Raw genomic sequence first — 14,526 nt, forward strand, 5'->3', positions numbered from 1 at the left:
TGGAGTCATGAATGTTCTCTTCCGATTTGACGCTGGCAAGTGTTGTTCCGCGGCGCGTGGAGACGGTCGAGGCCGTCCGGGCGGCAATCGCTCTCGACGGCGCCGCGGTGTTCGGTGGACTGCACACCGAGGACGATGCCATTGCCTTCGCGTCGAAGTTGCTCGGTGAGAAGTGCATTCGCGTCGGCCGCCAGTTCGAGGCGAGTGCCAAGAGTCAGGATGCCGAAGCCGCTGTCGTCGACACGCAACCGGTGGACGAACGCGGCCGCAAGCGCTCGTTCGGTATCTCCGGCGAGCGGATGACTGCCCACAACGACGGTTTCGCGTTCGGCGATTACGCTCCCGATTACCTGTTTCTGTGGTGCAAGCGCCCGGCGTACCCGAGTGGCGGCGACTCGTTTCTCATCGATGCGGTCAAACTGACGCGATTGCTCGCCTTCGATCCCGCAACAGCGGAGCTGGCCGAATTCTGTTGGAGCACAGACATCGACCATTCGGAACCGAACTTCCCGCAGAACACATTTGCGCCGATCGCCCGGACGGTGCCGAGTGGACGCAACCAGGTTCGGTATCACCCATATCTCGCGCCGATCGCCGGTGAATCGGAAGTAGCGCAGTGGCCGCTGGTGAAGCAGTGGAGTGAGGCTGTGATTCACGTGCGAGACAGCGGTCCGATGTTCCGCGCCGAAGCCGGCGAGATGATCTGCATCGACAACTACCGGGTACTGCACGGCCGCGACGGATACACCGACCCCGGCCGTGAGCTGTACTCGATCTGGGGATGGTCGAGCGACGCAGTCGCGGTGCCGCAGCAGGCTCTCGACATCGTGCAGCCGGACCTCGCGGCACTGGCCATGTAACCAGCGCTTATTTCTCGGGCGGCACCAAACCGTGGACGGCGAGCACGTCCAAGACGTCCTCCGGTGACGTGCCGAGATCCCAGCGTCCGAAGATCAACAGCTTCTCCGTGTCGGTGGGACGGTCGACGATGTCGATCTCGAGCATCGGGACGCGTCGACCCAGACGCGGGTAGCGGACGAGACGCACGCGGTCGATCTGTTCGCGGGTGAACTCGTGGCGGGCGCGCAATCGCTGCACCGCGATCGACTTGGTCCCCGCGTCTTCGATCACAGCCAGGCGGGGACGCTGACGCAGGGCGAGTCCGCCCATCACGAACAGCCCGATCACCGCGAGGGCGAGCAGGAAGCGTCCGGCAGGCTCCGTGGGCGCGATTATCGAGGCGATCGCGAGGGCAATTCCGCCGCCGAACATCGCGTAGACAACACCCATCGGAGTGGCCCACGAGATCACCTCCGTGACGTTGTCACGAGGCTGTGGATGAAATTCATCCTCGAGCATGTGGATAACTTCCTAGGTTGTCCACAGGAGTTATCCACAATGGGGATGAATGACACCCATGTAATTGAATGACGGTCACGATCCGGGTCGAATCAGATACTCGCTGGTCAGCGCCATCTCATGGTCATGACAAGGCCGACAACCATGAAACCGAAGCCGACGAGGAAGTTATAGTTTCCCAAGTCGTTCATCCACGTGATCGAATCCGCGGCCAAGTAGTACACAATCAGCCACGCCAGGCCGACAAGCATGAATCCGAGCATCACCGACACGTACAACGTGCTCGACGGACCCATCTTCACCTTCACCGGAGTGCGGTTTGCCGGGTTGACTGTGTAGTCGTTCTTCTTACGGACCTTCGACTTGGGCATGACGTCCTCGCTCTACGGTGTGACCTGCATGTGTTACCTACACGCTAACGTAGCTGTGTCCAGTTGGTCACCGGCCGACCTGCACAATCCGGGAGGAGCCACGTGTCTTCGGGTGAATCTTCACGAACCGTCTGGCACATCGGTGTACTTGCCGTCTGCCTGGTAGCCGGTCTGATGGTCGCCACGGCGCAACGATCCGCCGAGGAAAACCAGCTCCAGGTCACCGAAAGCACCAGGCTCTCCGATCTGGTCCGCAGCGCCCAGGCCAATGCCGAAAAAGTTTCGGCCGACCGGGACGAACTTGCCGCTCAGCTCGATTCGCTGCAGCAAGACGCCGCTCGGTCCGACGCCGGAGTGGCCGCCGCGCTCGGTGACATCAAGAACATCTCCGCCGACGCGGGACTGACGGAGATGACCGGCCCGGGTGTTGTCGTCACCATGACGGACGCCCCGCGCAACGCCGACGGCAAGTATCCGGTCGACGCCACCCCGGACGACCTCGTCGTGCATCAGCAGGACGTCCAGAGCGTGTTGAACGCACTGTGGGCCGGCGGGGCCGAAGCGGTGGGCATGCAGGACCAACGGATCATCAGTACGTCGGCGCCGCGGTGCATCGGAAACACTCTTCTTCTGCACGGCCGTACATACAGCCCGCCGTATGTGATGAGCGCGATCGGCGACGTTGCGCGCCTCGAGGCGGCACTCGCTGCCGAACCGGGCATTCGGATCTACAAGCAGTACGCGACCCGCTTCGGCCTCGGGTACACGCAGGCAACGCCGTCGCAGATCACGGTCCCCGCCTATACCGGCGGATAGCACAGGCGTTTACCCTGCTCTCATGAGGATTCTCGTCGTCGACAACTACGACAGCTTTGTGTTCAACCTGGTGCAGTACCTCGGCCAGCTCGGAACCGAAGCCGTGGTCTGGCGCAACGACGATCCACAACTGACGGCAGACCTCGAGGGTGCAGTAGCGCAGTTCGACGGCATTCTCCTGAGCCCGGGCCCCGGAACTCCGCAGCGCGCGGGAGCGACGATGGATCTGGTGAAGGTCTGCGCCGACACCAAGACCCCGCTGCTTGGCGTCTGCCTCGGACATCAGGCGATCGGTGCGGCTTTCGGCGGAACCGTCGACCGCGCGCCCGAACTGCTTCACGGCAAGACGAGTCTGGTTCACCACAAGGACGTCGGCGTCCTGGCCGGACTGCCCGATCCGTTCACCGCTACCCGCTACCACTCGCTGACGGTTCTCGAGGACACCATTCCCGAGGAACTCGAGGTGACCGCCCACACCGAGAGCGGCGTCGTGATGGCGATGCGCCACCGCGAACTGCCGATTCACGGCGTCCAGTTCCACCCCGAGTCCGTACTCACCCAGGGTGGACACCGGATGCTCGCGAACTGGCTCGCAGTCTGCGGTGAGGCGCCGCCGGAAGGGCTCGTCGCAGCCCTCGAGGCCGAGGTCGCGTCGGCGCTCGGCGGTGCATTGCCCGCAATTCTCTGACACCTGTCCACAAAAAAGTGCCTCCCGGAAATCTCCGGGAGGCACTTTTTCACTTTGCTAGCGGCCGGGGATTCCGAGCGCTCCGACGCTGACGGTGATGACTGCGTCCTTGGAGATCTCCGAGCCCGGAGGCTGCGTCTGCGAGACGATCTTGCCCACCATTTCCGGGGTGAGCGTCGTGCTCTGGTTCTGCACCAGCTGCGATGCAGTTCCCGCCCAGCCGGCTGCGCGAAGCGTGCTCAACGCCTCCGACACCGTCTTGTTGGTCAGATCAGGCATCGCGACCTGGTTGCCGTTGGACACTCGTAGCGTCACGGTCGAACCCTTGGTGGCCGAAGTACCGCCGGTCGGGTCGGTCGAAACAACCTGTCCCTTGGGCAGTCCCGAATCGATCTCCGTGATCTGGACGACGAACCCGGCACCTTCGATGTTGGGCCTCGCCACCTCTTCACGCTGACCGGTGACATCCGGGACACGAACCTGCTCCGGTCCGGTGCCGACGGTGATCGAGACCGCGGAATCGAGAACAACCGACACTCCGACGGCCGGGTCCTGATTGACGATCTTGTCGACCTCGGCGACGGTCGATGCCGCCTTGCCGATGGTCGGATCAAGTCGGAGTCCGACGGAGTTGAGCTTCTTCTCCGCGTCGTCCTGGCTCAGCCCGGTCAGGCGTGGGATCGCGACCTGCTCGGGTCCGGTGGACACGTCGATGGTGACGGTGCTGCCCTTCTCGATACGCACCCCGGCAACCGGACGCGTCGTGATGACGTTTCCGGCGGCGATCACCTTGTCCGTCTTCTGCTGACGCTCCACCTGGAATCCGGCGTTGGTCAGCGTCGCCTCGGCGACGTCGGCGGGCTGGTTGGTCAGGTCACCCGGAACGGTCACCATCTCGACCTTCGGCGAGTTCACCCGAATGAGAAAGAACGTCACCAGACCGATCACCAGAAGCGCCGCGATGCCCATCAGGGCGTAGCGTCCGCCCTTCTTCTTGGCAGGCGGCTCGGCGGCGCGAGTTGTCCTCGCAGCAACCGGCTCGACCGGATCGGGAGCAGTGCGGTAGTTCCCGGTGTCGGAGCCGACGGCGCCGAGGATGGTGGTGCGGTCCTCGTCGTTCATCACCATCGGCGCACTCGGACGCTGACCGCCCAGGACACGCACCAAGTCGCTGCGCATGTCGCCGGCGCTCTGGTAGCGGTTGGCCGGGTTCTTGCTCATCGCCTTGAGAATGATCGAATCCAGCTCGCGTGGAATGTCGGGATTGATCTCCGACGGCGTCTGCGGATCTTCACGAACATGCTGGTACGCCACGGCGACCGGTGAATCACCCTTGAAGGGCGGCTCGCCCGTCAGAATCTCGAACAGCACACAACCGAGCGAGTACACGTCCGAACGCGCGTCCACCTGCTCACCTCGCGCCTGCTCCGGCGAGAGGTACTGAGCGGTGCCGATCACGGCGGCCGTCTGCGTCATCGGGCTCGACGCGTCGGAAATGGCACGGGCGATACCGAAGTCCATCACCTTCACGGCGCCGGCACGGTTGATCATGATGTTGGCGGGCTTGACGTCGCGGTGCACGATGCCGTTGCGGTGGCTGAAGTCCAAAGCGGCACAGACGTCCGCGATCACTTCCATCGCCTTGCGCGGAGCCATCGGCCCGGTGCTGCGCACGATGTCACGCAACGTGTCGCCGTCGACGTACTCCATGACGATGTACGGCAGCGGCCCGGCGTCGGTCTCGGCTTCACCGGTGTCGTAGACGGCCACGATCGCCGGATGGTTCAGCGCGGCAGCGTTCTGCGCCTCACGACGGAACCGCAAGTAGAACGTGGGATCGCGCGCGAGGTCTGCACGCAGCACCTTGATCGCGACGTCGCGGCTGAGTCGGAGGTCGCGCGCCAGGTGAACCTCGGACATTCCGCCGAAGCCGAGAATCTCACCCAGCTCGTAGCGGGAGGAGAGATTGCGGGGTGTCGTCATTGGTCTTGTCCTAGCGGTTCTTCAGCGTCTCCGGGATCCGCCAACGGCTCAGTGGTCGTTGTGGTCGTCGTTGTCGTCGTGGTGGTGGTTGTGGTCGTCGGAGTGGTTGTTGTCGTGGTCGGCGTTGTCGTGGTGGTTGTCGGCTCGGTGGTCGTTGTCGTCGGCCGAGTCGTGGTGGTTGTCGGCTCGGTGGTGGTCGTCGTCGGCCGAGTCGTCGTAGTGGTGGGCTTGGTCGTCGTCGTGGTCGGCAACGTCGTGGACGTGACGACGGGCGGCGTCGGGTCGCTCGGACCGTCGGTTGCGATCCAGACTCCGCCGATGATCAACGCCAACAGGATCAATCCGCCGCCGGCCCACGCCACGGCCTTCTGCCCACTGGTCAGTCCGCCGGCTGCCGCGTCGTCCGCAGCAGCGGCGCCCGTCACCGGGCCCGCGTACGTCGGCGGCATGACCTGCGTGGCACCCGTTGCCGGCAACGCGCTCGCGGCACCGGTGGCGAGCAGACCGGGCGGCGGTGGACGCCTTCTTGCCCGAACGGCTGCAACGGCGTCGGCGAACTCGCCGCCACTGGCGTAGCGGCCGGCCGGATCCTTGGTCAACGTGATGTCGATGAGCTCGCGGATGTTCGGCGGCAGGTCGGCCGGCATCGGCGCCGGGGTTTCCTGCACGTGCTTCATCGCGACGGTCAGCGCGCCGTCACCGGTGAACGGGCGTCGACCCGAAAGTGCTTCGTATCCGACGATTCCCAGCGAGTACACGTCGCTCGCCGCGGTCGCGTCCTGACCGAGGGCCTGCTCGGGCGCGATGTACTGGGCGGTGCCCATCACCATTCCCGTGCGCGTGACAGGAGAGTTCTCGACGGCCTTGGCGATGCCGAAGTCCGTGATCTTCACCTGGCCAGTAGGCGTGATGAGGATATTGCCCGGCTTCACGTCGCGGTGCACGACACCGGCGTCGTGTGCGACCTGCAGGGCGCGGCCGGTCTGCTCGAGCATGTCGAGGGCATGCGGAACCGCCAGGCGGCCGACGCGTGCCAGGACGGCGTTGAGCGGTTCACCGTTGACGAGTTCCATCACCAGGTACGCCGTGGAATCACCCGAGCTGTCACGGGTCTCGCCGTAGTCGTAGATTCCGGCGATACCGGGATGGTTGAGCTGCGCGGTGGTGCGGGCCTCGAAGCGGAAGCGCTCCAAGAACTCCGGATCGGAAGAGAACTCGGACTTGAGTACCTTGACGGCGACGCGACGGTTGAGCCGGGAGTCGGTGGCTTCCCACACCTGACCCATCCCACCGGTGGCGATGAGACGGATCAATCGGTAACGATCGGCGATCAAAGCGCCGTTGTTCAACGCCACGGTTCAGCCCCCTTGGATTCCGGCTGCGATGACTGCACGACCGATCGGCGCAGCAACCGAGCCACCGGTAGCGGCGAGTCCGCGGTCACCACCGTTCTCGACGATGACGGCCACGGCGACCGTCGGATTCTGCGCCGGTGCAAAAGCGATGTACCAGGCGTGCGGCGGAGTTTCCCGCGGGTTCACGCCGTGCTCGGCGGTACCGGTCTTGGACGCGATCTGAACTCCGGGGATCTTGCCGTCGCCGCCGGTGAAGTTCTCCGAGCCGATCATCAGATCAGTCAGCGTTGCGGCCACTGCCGGCGAGATCGCCTGACCCATCGACACCGGTGACGGCGTACTGAGATCGGTCAGATCGGGTGCCTGCAACTGGGAGATCAGGTTGGGCTGCATCCGCACACCGCCGTTGGCGACGGTCGCGGCGATCACTGCATTCTCGAGCGGGGTCACCGCGACGTCGCGCTGGCCGATGCTGGTCTGGCCGAGAGCCGCGTCGTCGGAGATGTCGCCGACGGTGCTGTCTGCAACCGGCAGCGGGATCGCGGGAGTGTTGGGTCCGATGCCGAAGGCGCTGGCCTCGTCCTTGATGGCGTCGGCGCCGTCCTTGATGCCCAGTTCGACGAACGCCGTGTTGCACGAGCGCGCGAACGCGTCGCGCAACGACGCCGTCGGGTTGGGGCCGCACGTGCTGCCGTTGTAGTTCTCGAGGGTCGTGCTGGTGCCGGGCAGCGTGATCTGCGGCGCCGCGGTCAGCTGGTCGTCCGGGGTCGCGCCGTTGCCCAGAGCTGCGGCCGTGGTGAGCACCTTGAAGGTCGAGCCGGGCGGGTAGGTCTGCGAGATCGCGCGGTTGACCAGCGGATCGTTGGGGTCCGCGTTGAGCTCGTCCCACGCCTTCGTGGTTTCGGCGCCGTCGTGGCTGGCAAGCAGATTCGGGTCGTAGCTCGGTGTGCTGACCATCGTCAGGATGCGTCCGGTGCTCGGCTCGATCGCGACGACGGAACCGGTGTAACCCTTGGTGGTCAGCTGGTCGTAGGCCACCTGCTGCATGGCCGGATTGAGCGTCGTGACGACGTTGCCGCCGCGCGGATCGCGTCCGGACACCAGGTCGAAGAAGCGCTGACTGAACAGCCGGTTGTCCGAGCCGTTGAGAATCGGATCCTCGGTGCGCTCGAGACCGGCGCTGCCGTACTGCATCGAGTAGAAGCCCGTGACCGGGGCGTACGGGTACGGATTCGGATACTCGCGCAGGTACTTGTACCGGTCGTCGGTGGCGCGGGAGGCGGCAAGCACCTGACCGGAAGCCGAGATCTGACCTCGCTGGCGTGAGTACTCGTCGAGCAGCACCCGCGAGTTGCGCGGGTCGGCTCGCAGGTCGTCAGCTTTGATGACCTGTACGTACGTGGCGTTGGCGAGGAGCGCGACAACCATCACCATGACGGCCATCGCGACGCGGCGCAGTGGAGTGTTCATACGCGCGGCATCATCTCGGTATTGGCGTCAGCGATTGGGGGCGGACCTTTCTTCTTCGTCACTACCGGCGCACGAGCCGCGTCCGAGATCCGGACGAGGATGGCCAGCAGTAGGTAGTTCGCGAGCAGCGACGAGCCGCCGTACGACATGAACGGTGTAGTCAGACCCGTCAGCGGGATCAGCTTGGTGACGCCGCCGACGACGACAAAAATCTGGATCGCGATCGTGAACGACAGACCGGCGGCGAGCAGTTTGCCGAAGCTGTCGCGCACTGCCAACGCCGTACGCAGGCCGCGCACGATGAGAAGCAGGAACAGCATCAGCACAGCGGCCAGGCCGATCAAGCCGAGCTCTTCGCCGATGGTCGCGATGATGAAGTCCGTCTTCGCGAACGGAACCTGGTTGGGCCGGCCACTGCCCAGACCTGTTCCGGCGATACCACCGGTGGCCAGACCGAAGAGCGATTGCGAGATCTGATACCCGGTATTGGCGTAGTCGCCGAGCGGGTCCAGCCAGGTGTCGACGCGAACGCGCACGTGTCCGAACATCTTGTAGGCGAAGAAGAATCCGATGGCGAGCAGTCCGCCGCCGATCACCAGCCAGCCCACACGCTCGGTCGCGATGTAGAGCATCACCAGCACGGTGCTGAAGAGCAGCAGCGACGTACCGAGGTCGGTTTCGAAGACGAGCACGCCCACCGAGACGATCCAGGCGAGCAGGATCGGGCCGAGGTCGCGGGCACGCGGAAAGTCCATGCCCAGGAAGTGTTTACCGGCCGAGGTGAACAGGTCGCGCTTCGCGACGAGCACCGACGCGAAGAAGATGATGAGCAGGATCTTCGCGAACTCACCTGGCTGAATGCTGAATCCGGGCAGGCGAATCCAGATCTTCGCGCCGTTCACGCTCGAGAACTTCGCCGGCAGGATCGCAGGAATCGCCAGGAACACCAGACCTGCGAGGCCGAGCGTGTAGCTGAACCGCGCCATCAGGCGGTAGTCCTTCAAGAACACGAGCAGCAGCACGAAACCGGTGATCGCCAATGCAGTCCACATGACCTGCTGGTTCGCATCCGGTGACGGTGCCTCGACGCCGTTGTAGAGCGCTGTCTGTTCGTCGGCGAGGTCGAGTCGGTGGATGAGCACCAATCCCAGGCCATTGAGCAGGGCGACGATCGGCAGTAGCAGCGGATCGGCGTACGGCGCATACCGCCGAATTGCCAAGTGCGCGATCAGGAACAGGCCCGTGTACGCAAGCGCGTACTTGGCCAGATCGAGAGTGATCTTCTGTTCCTGGCTCGCCTCGACGAGCAGAAGCGAGACCGTCGTGATGATGACGGCAAAGCCCAGGAGCAGCAGCTCCATGTTTCGACGGGTCGACTGGACCGGCGCCGGGGCAAAACCTCCGGGCGGACTCGGAAAAGCCGTCCCCGCAGCTGCGTTGGACGACATCAGTTGACCGTCCTGCAAGTCTGACCGGGAACTTCGGTCGGCGTAGGCGTAGTCGTGGGTGCCGCCGTCGTCGGCGCAGCAGGCTCCGCGGGCGGTGCGGGGGGCGGCGTGGTCTCCGGTGCCGGCGGGGGAGTGGGCGTGGCCGTCGTCGTCGGAACCGGCTCACAACGAGGCAGCAGATCGCCGCCGATGAGACGGATCATCTGGCTCTGCGCATCTTCACGCTTGCCGGACGGCAGCCCGGCGCGCACCTGTTCCTGCGCCGACGGCTGCAGATCCGTCACTTCGAGGATGTTGCAGTTGCTGGGAATCGCGTCGGGGGAGACGAGGGTCAGGACGTCGTCGTCGCCGACGCAGCCCACCAGATCCGCGTCTTGCAGCGAGTATCCGAGCACCGAACCGGGGATTCCGCGCAACACCGTCACGCGGCCGTTGTCTTCGCCGACGTAGTAGTTGTTGCGGATGACGGCGCGGCCGATCACGGCGCCGACGCCGACCAGCGCGATCAGCACCACGGCGAGGACCACCCACCACAACCGGTTCCGCTTCTTCTTCGGTTCCGGTTCGGGTTGGGAGACAACTCGCTTGGGCGTCGCGCGCGGCGGACGCATGGCGGCGGCGCGGCCGGCTGCGGTGTTGGGGGGAGGGGAGTCCTCTTCCTCTTCCGTCGACGCGGCGCCCGCAACGATGGGATGCGACTGGCCGTAGTCGAGGTCGATGACATCGGCGACGACGACGGTGACATTGTCGGGACCGCCGCTGCGCAGCGCCAATTCGATGAGACGGTCGGCGCACTGCTCCTGCGAGCCTTCGCGCATCGTGTTCTCGATGGTCTCGTCGCTGACCACGTCGGAGAGGCCGTCGGAGCAGAGCAGGTAACGATCGCCGGCACGGGCTTCGCGCACGGTGAGCGTCGGCTCGATCTCGTTGCCGGTCAACGCCCGCATGATCAGGGATCGCTGCGGATGAGTGTGTGCCTGTTCGGCGGTGATCCTGCCCTCGTCGACCAGCGACTGCACGAACGTGTCGTCGCGGGTGATCTGCGTCAGGTGGTCGTCGCGCAGCAGGTAGGCGCGCGAGTCGCCGATGTGCACGAGACCGAGCTTGCTGCCGGAGAAGAGGATCGCGGTGAGCGTGGTGCCCATGCCGTCGAGTTCGGGTTCTTCCTCGACGTGATCGGCGATGGAATCGTTGCCCTCACGGGTGGCTGCCTCGAGCTTGCCGAGCAGATCCTCGCCGGGCTCGTCGTCGTCGAGATGCGCCAGAGCGGCAATCATCAGCTGCGACGCGACCTCACCGGCCGCGTGTCCGCCCATACCGTCGGCCAAGGCCAGCAGACGGGCACCGGCGTACACGGAATCTTCGTTGTTGGAGCGCACGAGACCGCGGTCGCTGCGCGCCGCGTAGCGGAGAACAAGGGTCACGGGCGTAGCTCGATTACCGTCTTGCCGACGCGAACTGGAGTGCCCAGCGGCACGCGCACCGCAGTGGTGACCTTGGCGCGGTCCAGATAGGTGCCGTTGGTCGAACCGAGATCCTCGACGTACCAGTCGGCGCCACGCTGCGAGAGCCGCGCATGGCGCGTCGACGCGTAATCGTCGGTGAGAACGAGCGTCGAATCATCGGCGCGGCCGATCATGACTGGCTGTGAGCCCAGGGTGATGCGGGTACCGGCGAGGGCGCCCTGCGTGACCACCAGATACCGAGGCACCTTCGCCTTGCCCAGCGAGGGCAGGACCTTTCCGGCGCGGGTGTACCGCGGCGGAACCCTGACCCCGGAGCCGGCATAGATGTCGGAGCGGAGAGTGCGGAGGACTGCCCAGACGAACAGCCACAGTAGGAGCAGGAAGCCCGCCCGTGTGAGTTGCAGAATCAGGCCCTGCACGGCTGTCCACCTCCTTCTATGGCTCGAGCCCCGCCGCAGCGGGGTTCGAGCATTGTCGACTGGCAGCATCATAGGGGGCTCTGGGCCCCGAAGATCACGATACTGACAGCCGCGTGACGGCGGCGCGCCGACGGACCGCCGAATGTTCGATTGTTATCGGAAAAATCCTGGCGTCCGTTTCTCAGCTCAGAGAATGCGAACCAGAATCTCCGAGTGACCTGCACGAATGATGTCGCCGTCTGCCAGCTGCCAGTCCTGGACCGGTGCTCCGTTGACGGTGGTGCCGTTCGTGGATCCCAAATCGGACAGCATCGCGGTGCGGCCGTCCCAACGGATGTCGATGTGGCGACGTGAGACGCCGGTGTCCGGGAGGCGGAACTGAGCTTCCTGGCCGCGGCCGATGACATTGCTGCCGTCGCGAAGCTGGAAGTGGCGTCCGCTGCCGTCCTCGAGCTGCAGGGTTGCCGTCAGGCTCTGGGCCGTCGGTGCGTAACCGCCCTGCGGCTGGGCGTAGCCCTGCTGCGGGTAGGCCTGCGTCTGCTCGAAGTTGCCGCCCTGCTCGTAGCCGGCCTGCTCGTACGGCTGCTGTGTGTACGCCTGCTGGTCGTAACCGCCCTGCTGGTAGCTCTGCTGGTCGTAACCCGGCTGATCGTAGGACTGGCCGTTGTACGGCTGCTGGTAACCCTGCTGGTCGTAGCCGCCTTGCTGGTAGCCCTGCTGGTCGTACCCACCCTGGTACGCCTGCTGGCCGTAGCCCTGCTGGTCGTACGGCTGCTGCTGGTACCCCTGCTGGTCGTAACCGCCGCCCTGCTGGTCATAGCTCTGCTGGTCGTAACCGGCCTGCTCGTACGGCTGCTGCTGGTTCGGGTACGCCTGCTGGTCGTAGCCACCCTGCTGCTGGTTGTAGCCCTGCTGGTCGTCGCCCGTGCGGTAACCGTCGCCGCGGTCGTAACCGTTCTGGTACGGCGCTTCCTGGCCCTGCGGAGCGGCGTAACCGCCGTCGTCGTGGGAGTACCCGTTCCGTGCCGGCTGCTGCGGTTCGGGCTGGCGACCCGCCGGTTCGCGGCTTGGTTCGTAGCCTGAGTTCTGCGTCATGGGGCCGGCTCCTGGTTGTGACGGGACTGGATTGGAAACAGGGGGAACAATCGGTGCGGGTCGCTGAGGCGGCCGTTGTGGAGGCCGCGACGAAACCTGCGGAACATGCGACGGCGGGGATGCCTGCTCAGCGTCACCATCCGGGTCGACGGTTCCGCGGGTGCGGAACTGACCGGTGTGGAGCGTAGGCGAAGGCTCGAAAGTGACCGAGATGTCGCCGTACGTCTGCCAACCCTGATCGCGGATGAAATCCTGCAGGTGTCGGCTGAAAGCTTTGGTAGTCAGTTCGCGATCGGCTGCCAATTCTTCGTGATCGGAGTTGTTGATGGTGATCACGTAGTTGTTGGGGGCGAGAAGGATTCCGCCGCCGAGGTGCTCGACGCGGTCACGTGCCTCCTGCTGGAGCGCCGCCTCTACTTCCTGCGGCACAACACCACCACCGAAGACCCGCGCGAATGCGTCGCCGACAGCTCCTTGGAGCTTTCGTTCGAAACGCTGCACGATGCCCATCGGGCCCTCCTCTCGCCTCGCATCTACGACAGCAAAATGCTCGGCAAGTAGCGCCGGCACCGCCTTGTCGCGTGTCGTCCAAACTGCTGTACAGGTTCCACGGTACTGTCAAATGACGCTTCGGCAGTACCTGGCCGCTGTTTCAGCATGGTATCGGTTCTGGGCTTTCGGGTGCTCGGTGTTCATCGATTCGTGCCCTGAGCTGCACGAATAGAACTTTCAAAGTTTGTCGTGATAATGTTTCGGCGTTGCTCGGGCGAGTGGCGGAATGGCAGACGCGCTGGCTTCAGGTGCCAGTGTCCTTCGGGACGTGGGGGTTCAAGTCCCCCTTCGCCCACCACAAGACGAGGCCCTAACTCCTTTGAGTTGGGGCCTCGTTTTTTTGTTGTCGGCTAACTGGCCGCAGCCTGAATGAAGCTCAGAACGAAGTCCAATGCGGTGCCCGCAAACGGGTCGCCGACTGGTTGAGGGGCCGCGGCGGGCGCAGTGATCTGAGGGGTCATCATCCCTGGCGGCAGTGTGCCGGGCGGGAGATTGATGATGGCGTTGATGTCGTAGATGGTGTTGCCGGGACCGTTGGTCACCGCGAAAGAGATACTGCCGAAGTCGACGACCGGAGTGTCGGCTGATGCAGTACCCACTGCACTGCCGAAGGTGATCGCGGCAGCGAGCGCGCCAACGCCGAAGGCGGCGGTGGTTCGGGACAAACGAGTAGGCGTTTCGAGTCCATTCACAGATGTGCTCCCTTTCGTGGTGACAGCATCCGTGCGTGGACGCCGAGCAGCCAGGAGATTGCAACTACTGCCGAGGAAGATAACGGACATTCACCCCATGGCGGAGTGGTTCGGCACGAAGTGCTTCGTCGTTCCCAGCAGTCAGAGACTTGGGACTTGCCCGGGTGACTGCCCAGGAGATTCTTGTCGTCTTGGTTGAACGTCTGTTGGCCGACGAACCCTCAGTAACGGGTAAAACGTGACGTTCTCGCTCGACGCTGACCCTTTTCGTATGTACGTATATCCGTAGATGCGGACATACACGGAAAGCTAAATGGGGGTCCCACAAGGAGGCAACCCGGCGAAGCTCCAGACCGGGAACCTTTGGAAGGAAAAACCCGATCATGAACGACTTTAGCCTCCGGGCTGCCCGTATCCAGCTAGGCGCATTGCTCGCCGCACTCGCACTCGCGATCGTCATTGCACTCGGCATCACCACCGGCGCATTCGTACTTTCCTTCGCCGTACAACGCGACCTTGCAAGGCAAGCGCTGATCCCCGAACACCTGACCTGGATTTTCCCGGCGATCGTCGACAGTGCAATCCTCGGCGCGACCATCGCCATCGCCATCGTCATCATCAGCAAGCTCAACATGAACAAACGCGACAGAGGCTTCTACATAGCGCTTGCAGTCAGCGTTGTCGTGATCAGCATCCTCGGAAACGCGTACCACGCCTATCACGCAGCAATCGCCGCACGGCAGTTCATCGTCGGTGGGGGAGACCTCGGGTTCAGTCCCCTCGCGAGTACAGCACCGCCCTCGACGTCGAGG

At 64.4% G+C, this 14,526-nt stretch carries 13 protein-coding genes, 1 tRNA gene and 1 pseudogene; 5 read left to right on the plus strand and 10 right to left on the minus strand.

What is annotated here, in order from left to right; translation table 11 throughout:
* The first annotated feature begins 11 nt into the window (after positions 1 to 11).
* On the plus strand, positions 12 to 860 hold the full coding sequence (locus tag ASU23_RS00820; protein ID WP_058036945.1) for a TauD/TfdA family dioxygenase: 849 nt from the start codon (positions 12 to 14) through the stop codon (positions 858 to 860).
* A gap of 7 nt (positions 861 to 867) precedes the next feature.
* Here ASU23_RS00820 and ASU23_RS00825 read toward each other — a convergent pair whose 3' ends face one another.
* Both ASU23_RS00825 and crgA read right to left on the minus strand, forming a co-directional pair.
* On the minus strand, positions 868 to 1,359 hold the full coding sequence (locus ASU23_RS00825) for a PH domain-containing protein (protein WP_003942511.1): 492 nt from the start codon (positions 1,357 to 1,359) through the stop codon (positions 868 to 870).
* 107 nt (positions 1,360 to 1,466) lie between these two features.
* Complete coding sequence (gene crgA, locus ASU23_RS00830; RefSeq protein ID WP_003942576.1) at positions 1,467 to 1,730, minus strand: cell division protein CrgA; 264 nt, start codon at positions 1,728 to 1,730, stop codon at positions 1,467 to 1,469.
* 174 nt (positions 1,731 to 1,904) lie between these two features.
* On the opposite strand from crgA, the gene ASU23_RS00835 reads away from it, so the two are divergent.
* Both ASU23_RS00835 and ASU23_RS00840 read left to right on the plus strand, forming a co-directional pair.
* Entirely contained in the window at positions 1,905 to 2,546 is a 642-nt protein-coding gene (locus ASU23_RS00835; RefSeq protein ID WP_223304399.1) for a DUF881 domain-containing protein, read from the plus strand.
* A 22-nt stretch (positions 2,547 to 2,568) separates the two neighbouring features.
* Positions 2,569 to 3,234: an aminodeoxychorismate/anthranilate synthase component II gene (locus ASU23_RS00840; RefSeq protein ID WP_003942537.1), complete on the plus strand. Its 666-nt coding sequence runs from the start codon at positions 2,569 to 2,571 to the stop codon at positions 3,232 to 3,234.
* A 57-nt stretch (positions 3,235 to 3,291) separates the two neighbouring features.
* Here the strand turns inward: ASU23_RS00840 and pknB are convergent, their stop codons facing one another.
* The 7 genes from pknB to ASU23_RS00875 all read right to left on the minus strand — a co-directional run bounded on the left by pknB (position 3,292) and on the right by ASU23_RS00875 (position 12,980).
* Positions 3,292 to 5,217, minus strand: coding sequence for a Stk1 family PASTA domain-containing Ser/Thr kinase (gene pknB, locus ASU23_RS00845; RefSeq protein ID WP_007729221.1), 1,926 nt, complete (start codon positions 5,215 to 5,217; stop codon positions 3,292 to 3,294).
* Positions 5,214 to 6,572 (minus strand): serine/threonine-protein kinase, encoded by a 1,359-nt coding sequence (locus tag ASU23_RS00850; protein WP_058036946.1) that lies wholly within the window; start codon positions 6,570 to 6,572, stop codon positions 5,214 to 5,216. Before ASU23_RS00850 ends, pknB begins: the two co-directional genes overlap by 4 nt.
* Before the next feature lie 3 nt (positions 6,573 to 6,575).
* On the minus strand, positions 6,576 to 8,042 hold the full coding sequence (locus ASU23_RS00855) for a penicillin-binding protein 2 (RefSeq protein WP_058036947.1): 1,467 nt from the start codon (positions 8,040 to 8,042) through the stop codon (positions 6,576 to 6,578).
* Positions 8,039 to 9,490, minus strand: coding sequence for an FtsW/RodA/SpoVE family cell cycle protein (locus tag ASU23_RS00860; protein ID WP_007735775.1), 1,452 nt, complete (start codon positions 9,488 to 9,490; stop codon positions 8,039 to 8,041). The genes ASU23_RS00855 and ASU23_RS00860 overlap by 4 nt, the downstream gene beginning before the upstream one ends.
* A complete protein-coding gene (locus ASU23_RS00865; protein ID WP_058036948.1) occupies positions 9,490 to 10,914 on the minus strand; it encodes a PP2C family serine/threonine-protein phosphatase in 1,425 nt (474 codons plus the stop codon). The genes ASU23_RS00860 and ASU23_RS00865 overlap by 1 nt, the downstream gene beginning before the upstream one ends.
* Positions 10,911 to 11,375 (minus strand): FHA domain-containing protein, encoded by a 465-nt coding sequence (locus ASU23_RS00870; RefSeq protein ID WP_003943418.1) that lies wholly within the window; start codon positions 11,373 to 11,375, stop codon positions 10,911 to 10,913. The genes ASU23_RS00865 and ASU23_RS00870 overlap by 4 nt, the downstream gene beginning before the upstream one ends.
* 186 nt (positions 11,376 to 11,561) lie before the next feature.
* On the minus strand, positions 11,562 to 12,980 hold the full coding sequence (locus tag ASU23_RS00875) for a DUF3662 and FHA domain-containing protein (RefSeq protein WP_021332622.1): 1,419 nt from the start codon (positions 12,978 to 12,980) through the stop codon (positions 11,562 to 11,564).
* Between the two features lie 254 nt (positions 12,981 to 13,234).
* On the opposite strand from ASU23_RS00875, the gene ASU23_RS00880 reads away from it, so the two are divergent.
* A tRNA-Leu gene (locus tag ASU23_RS00880) sits at positions 13,235 to 13,320 on the plus strand.
* 52 nt (positions 13,321 to 13,372) lie between these two features.
* Here ASU23_RS00880 and ASU23_RS00885 read toward each other — a convergent pair.
* Positions 13,373 to 13,714 carry a hypothetical protein gene (locus ASU23_RS00885; protein ID WP_058036949.1) on the minus strand — a complete coding sequence of 114 codons (342 nt, stop codon included), beginning with the start codon at positions 13,712 to 13,714 and terminating at the stop codon, positions 13,373 to 13,375.
* 383 nt (positions 13,715 to 14,097) lie between these two features.
* Here ASU23_RS00885 and ASU23_RS00890 point away from each other — a divergent pair.
* Positions 14,098 to 14,496, plus strand: a pseudogene (locus ASU23_RS00890) (DUF2637 domain-containing protein); the annotation flags it as partial.
* Between the last annotated feature and the right edge of the window lie 30 nt (positions 14,497 to 14,526).

The sequence above is a fragment of the Rhodococcus sp. KB6 genome, assembly GCF_001445685.1.
Lineage (GTDB): Bacteria > Actinomycetota > Actinomycetes > Mycobacteriales > Mycobacteriaceae > Rhodococcus_F > Rhodococcus_F qingshengii.

Bases quoted from the DNA above. Each gene is read 5' to 3' on its own strand.
- pknB (WP_007729221.1), bottom strand. From the start codon at position 5,217: ATGACGACACCCCGCAATCTCTCCTCCCGCTACGAGCTGGGTGAGATT.
- ASU23_RS00855 (WP_058036947.1), bottom strand. From the start codon at position 8,042: ATGAACACTCCACTGCGCCGCGTCGCGATGGCCGTCATGGTGATGGTT.
- ASU23_RS00820 (WP_058036945.1), top strand. From the start codon at position 12: ATGTTCTCTTCCGATTTGACGCTGGCAAGTGTTGTTCCGCGGCGCGTG.
- ASU23_RS00825 (WP_003942511.1), bottom strand. From the start codon at position 1,359: ATGCTCGAGGATGAATTTCATCCACAGCCTCGTGACAACGTCACGGAG.
- ASU23_RS00840 (WP_003942537.1), top strand. From the start codon at position 2,569: ATGAGGATTCTCGTCGTCGACAACTACGACAGCTTTGTGTTCAACCTG.
- ASU23_RS00835 (WP_223304399.1), top strand. From the start codon at position 1,905: ATGGTCGCCACGGCGCAACGATCCGCCGAGGAAAACCAGCTCCAGGTC.
- ASU23_RS00875 (WP_021332622.1), bottom strand. From the start codon at position 12,980: ATGGGCATCGTGCAGCGTTTCGAACGAAAGCTCCAAGGAGCTGTCGGC.
- ASU23_RS00860 (WP_007735775.1), bottom strand. From the start codon at position 9,490: ATGTCGTCCAACGCAGCTGCGGGGACGGCTTTTCCGAGTCCGCCCGGA.
- crgA (WP_003942576.1), bottom strand. From the start codon at position 1,730: ATGCCCAAGTCGAAGGTCCGTAAGAAGAACGACTACACAGTCAACCCG.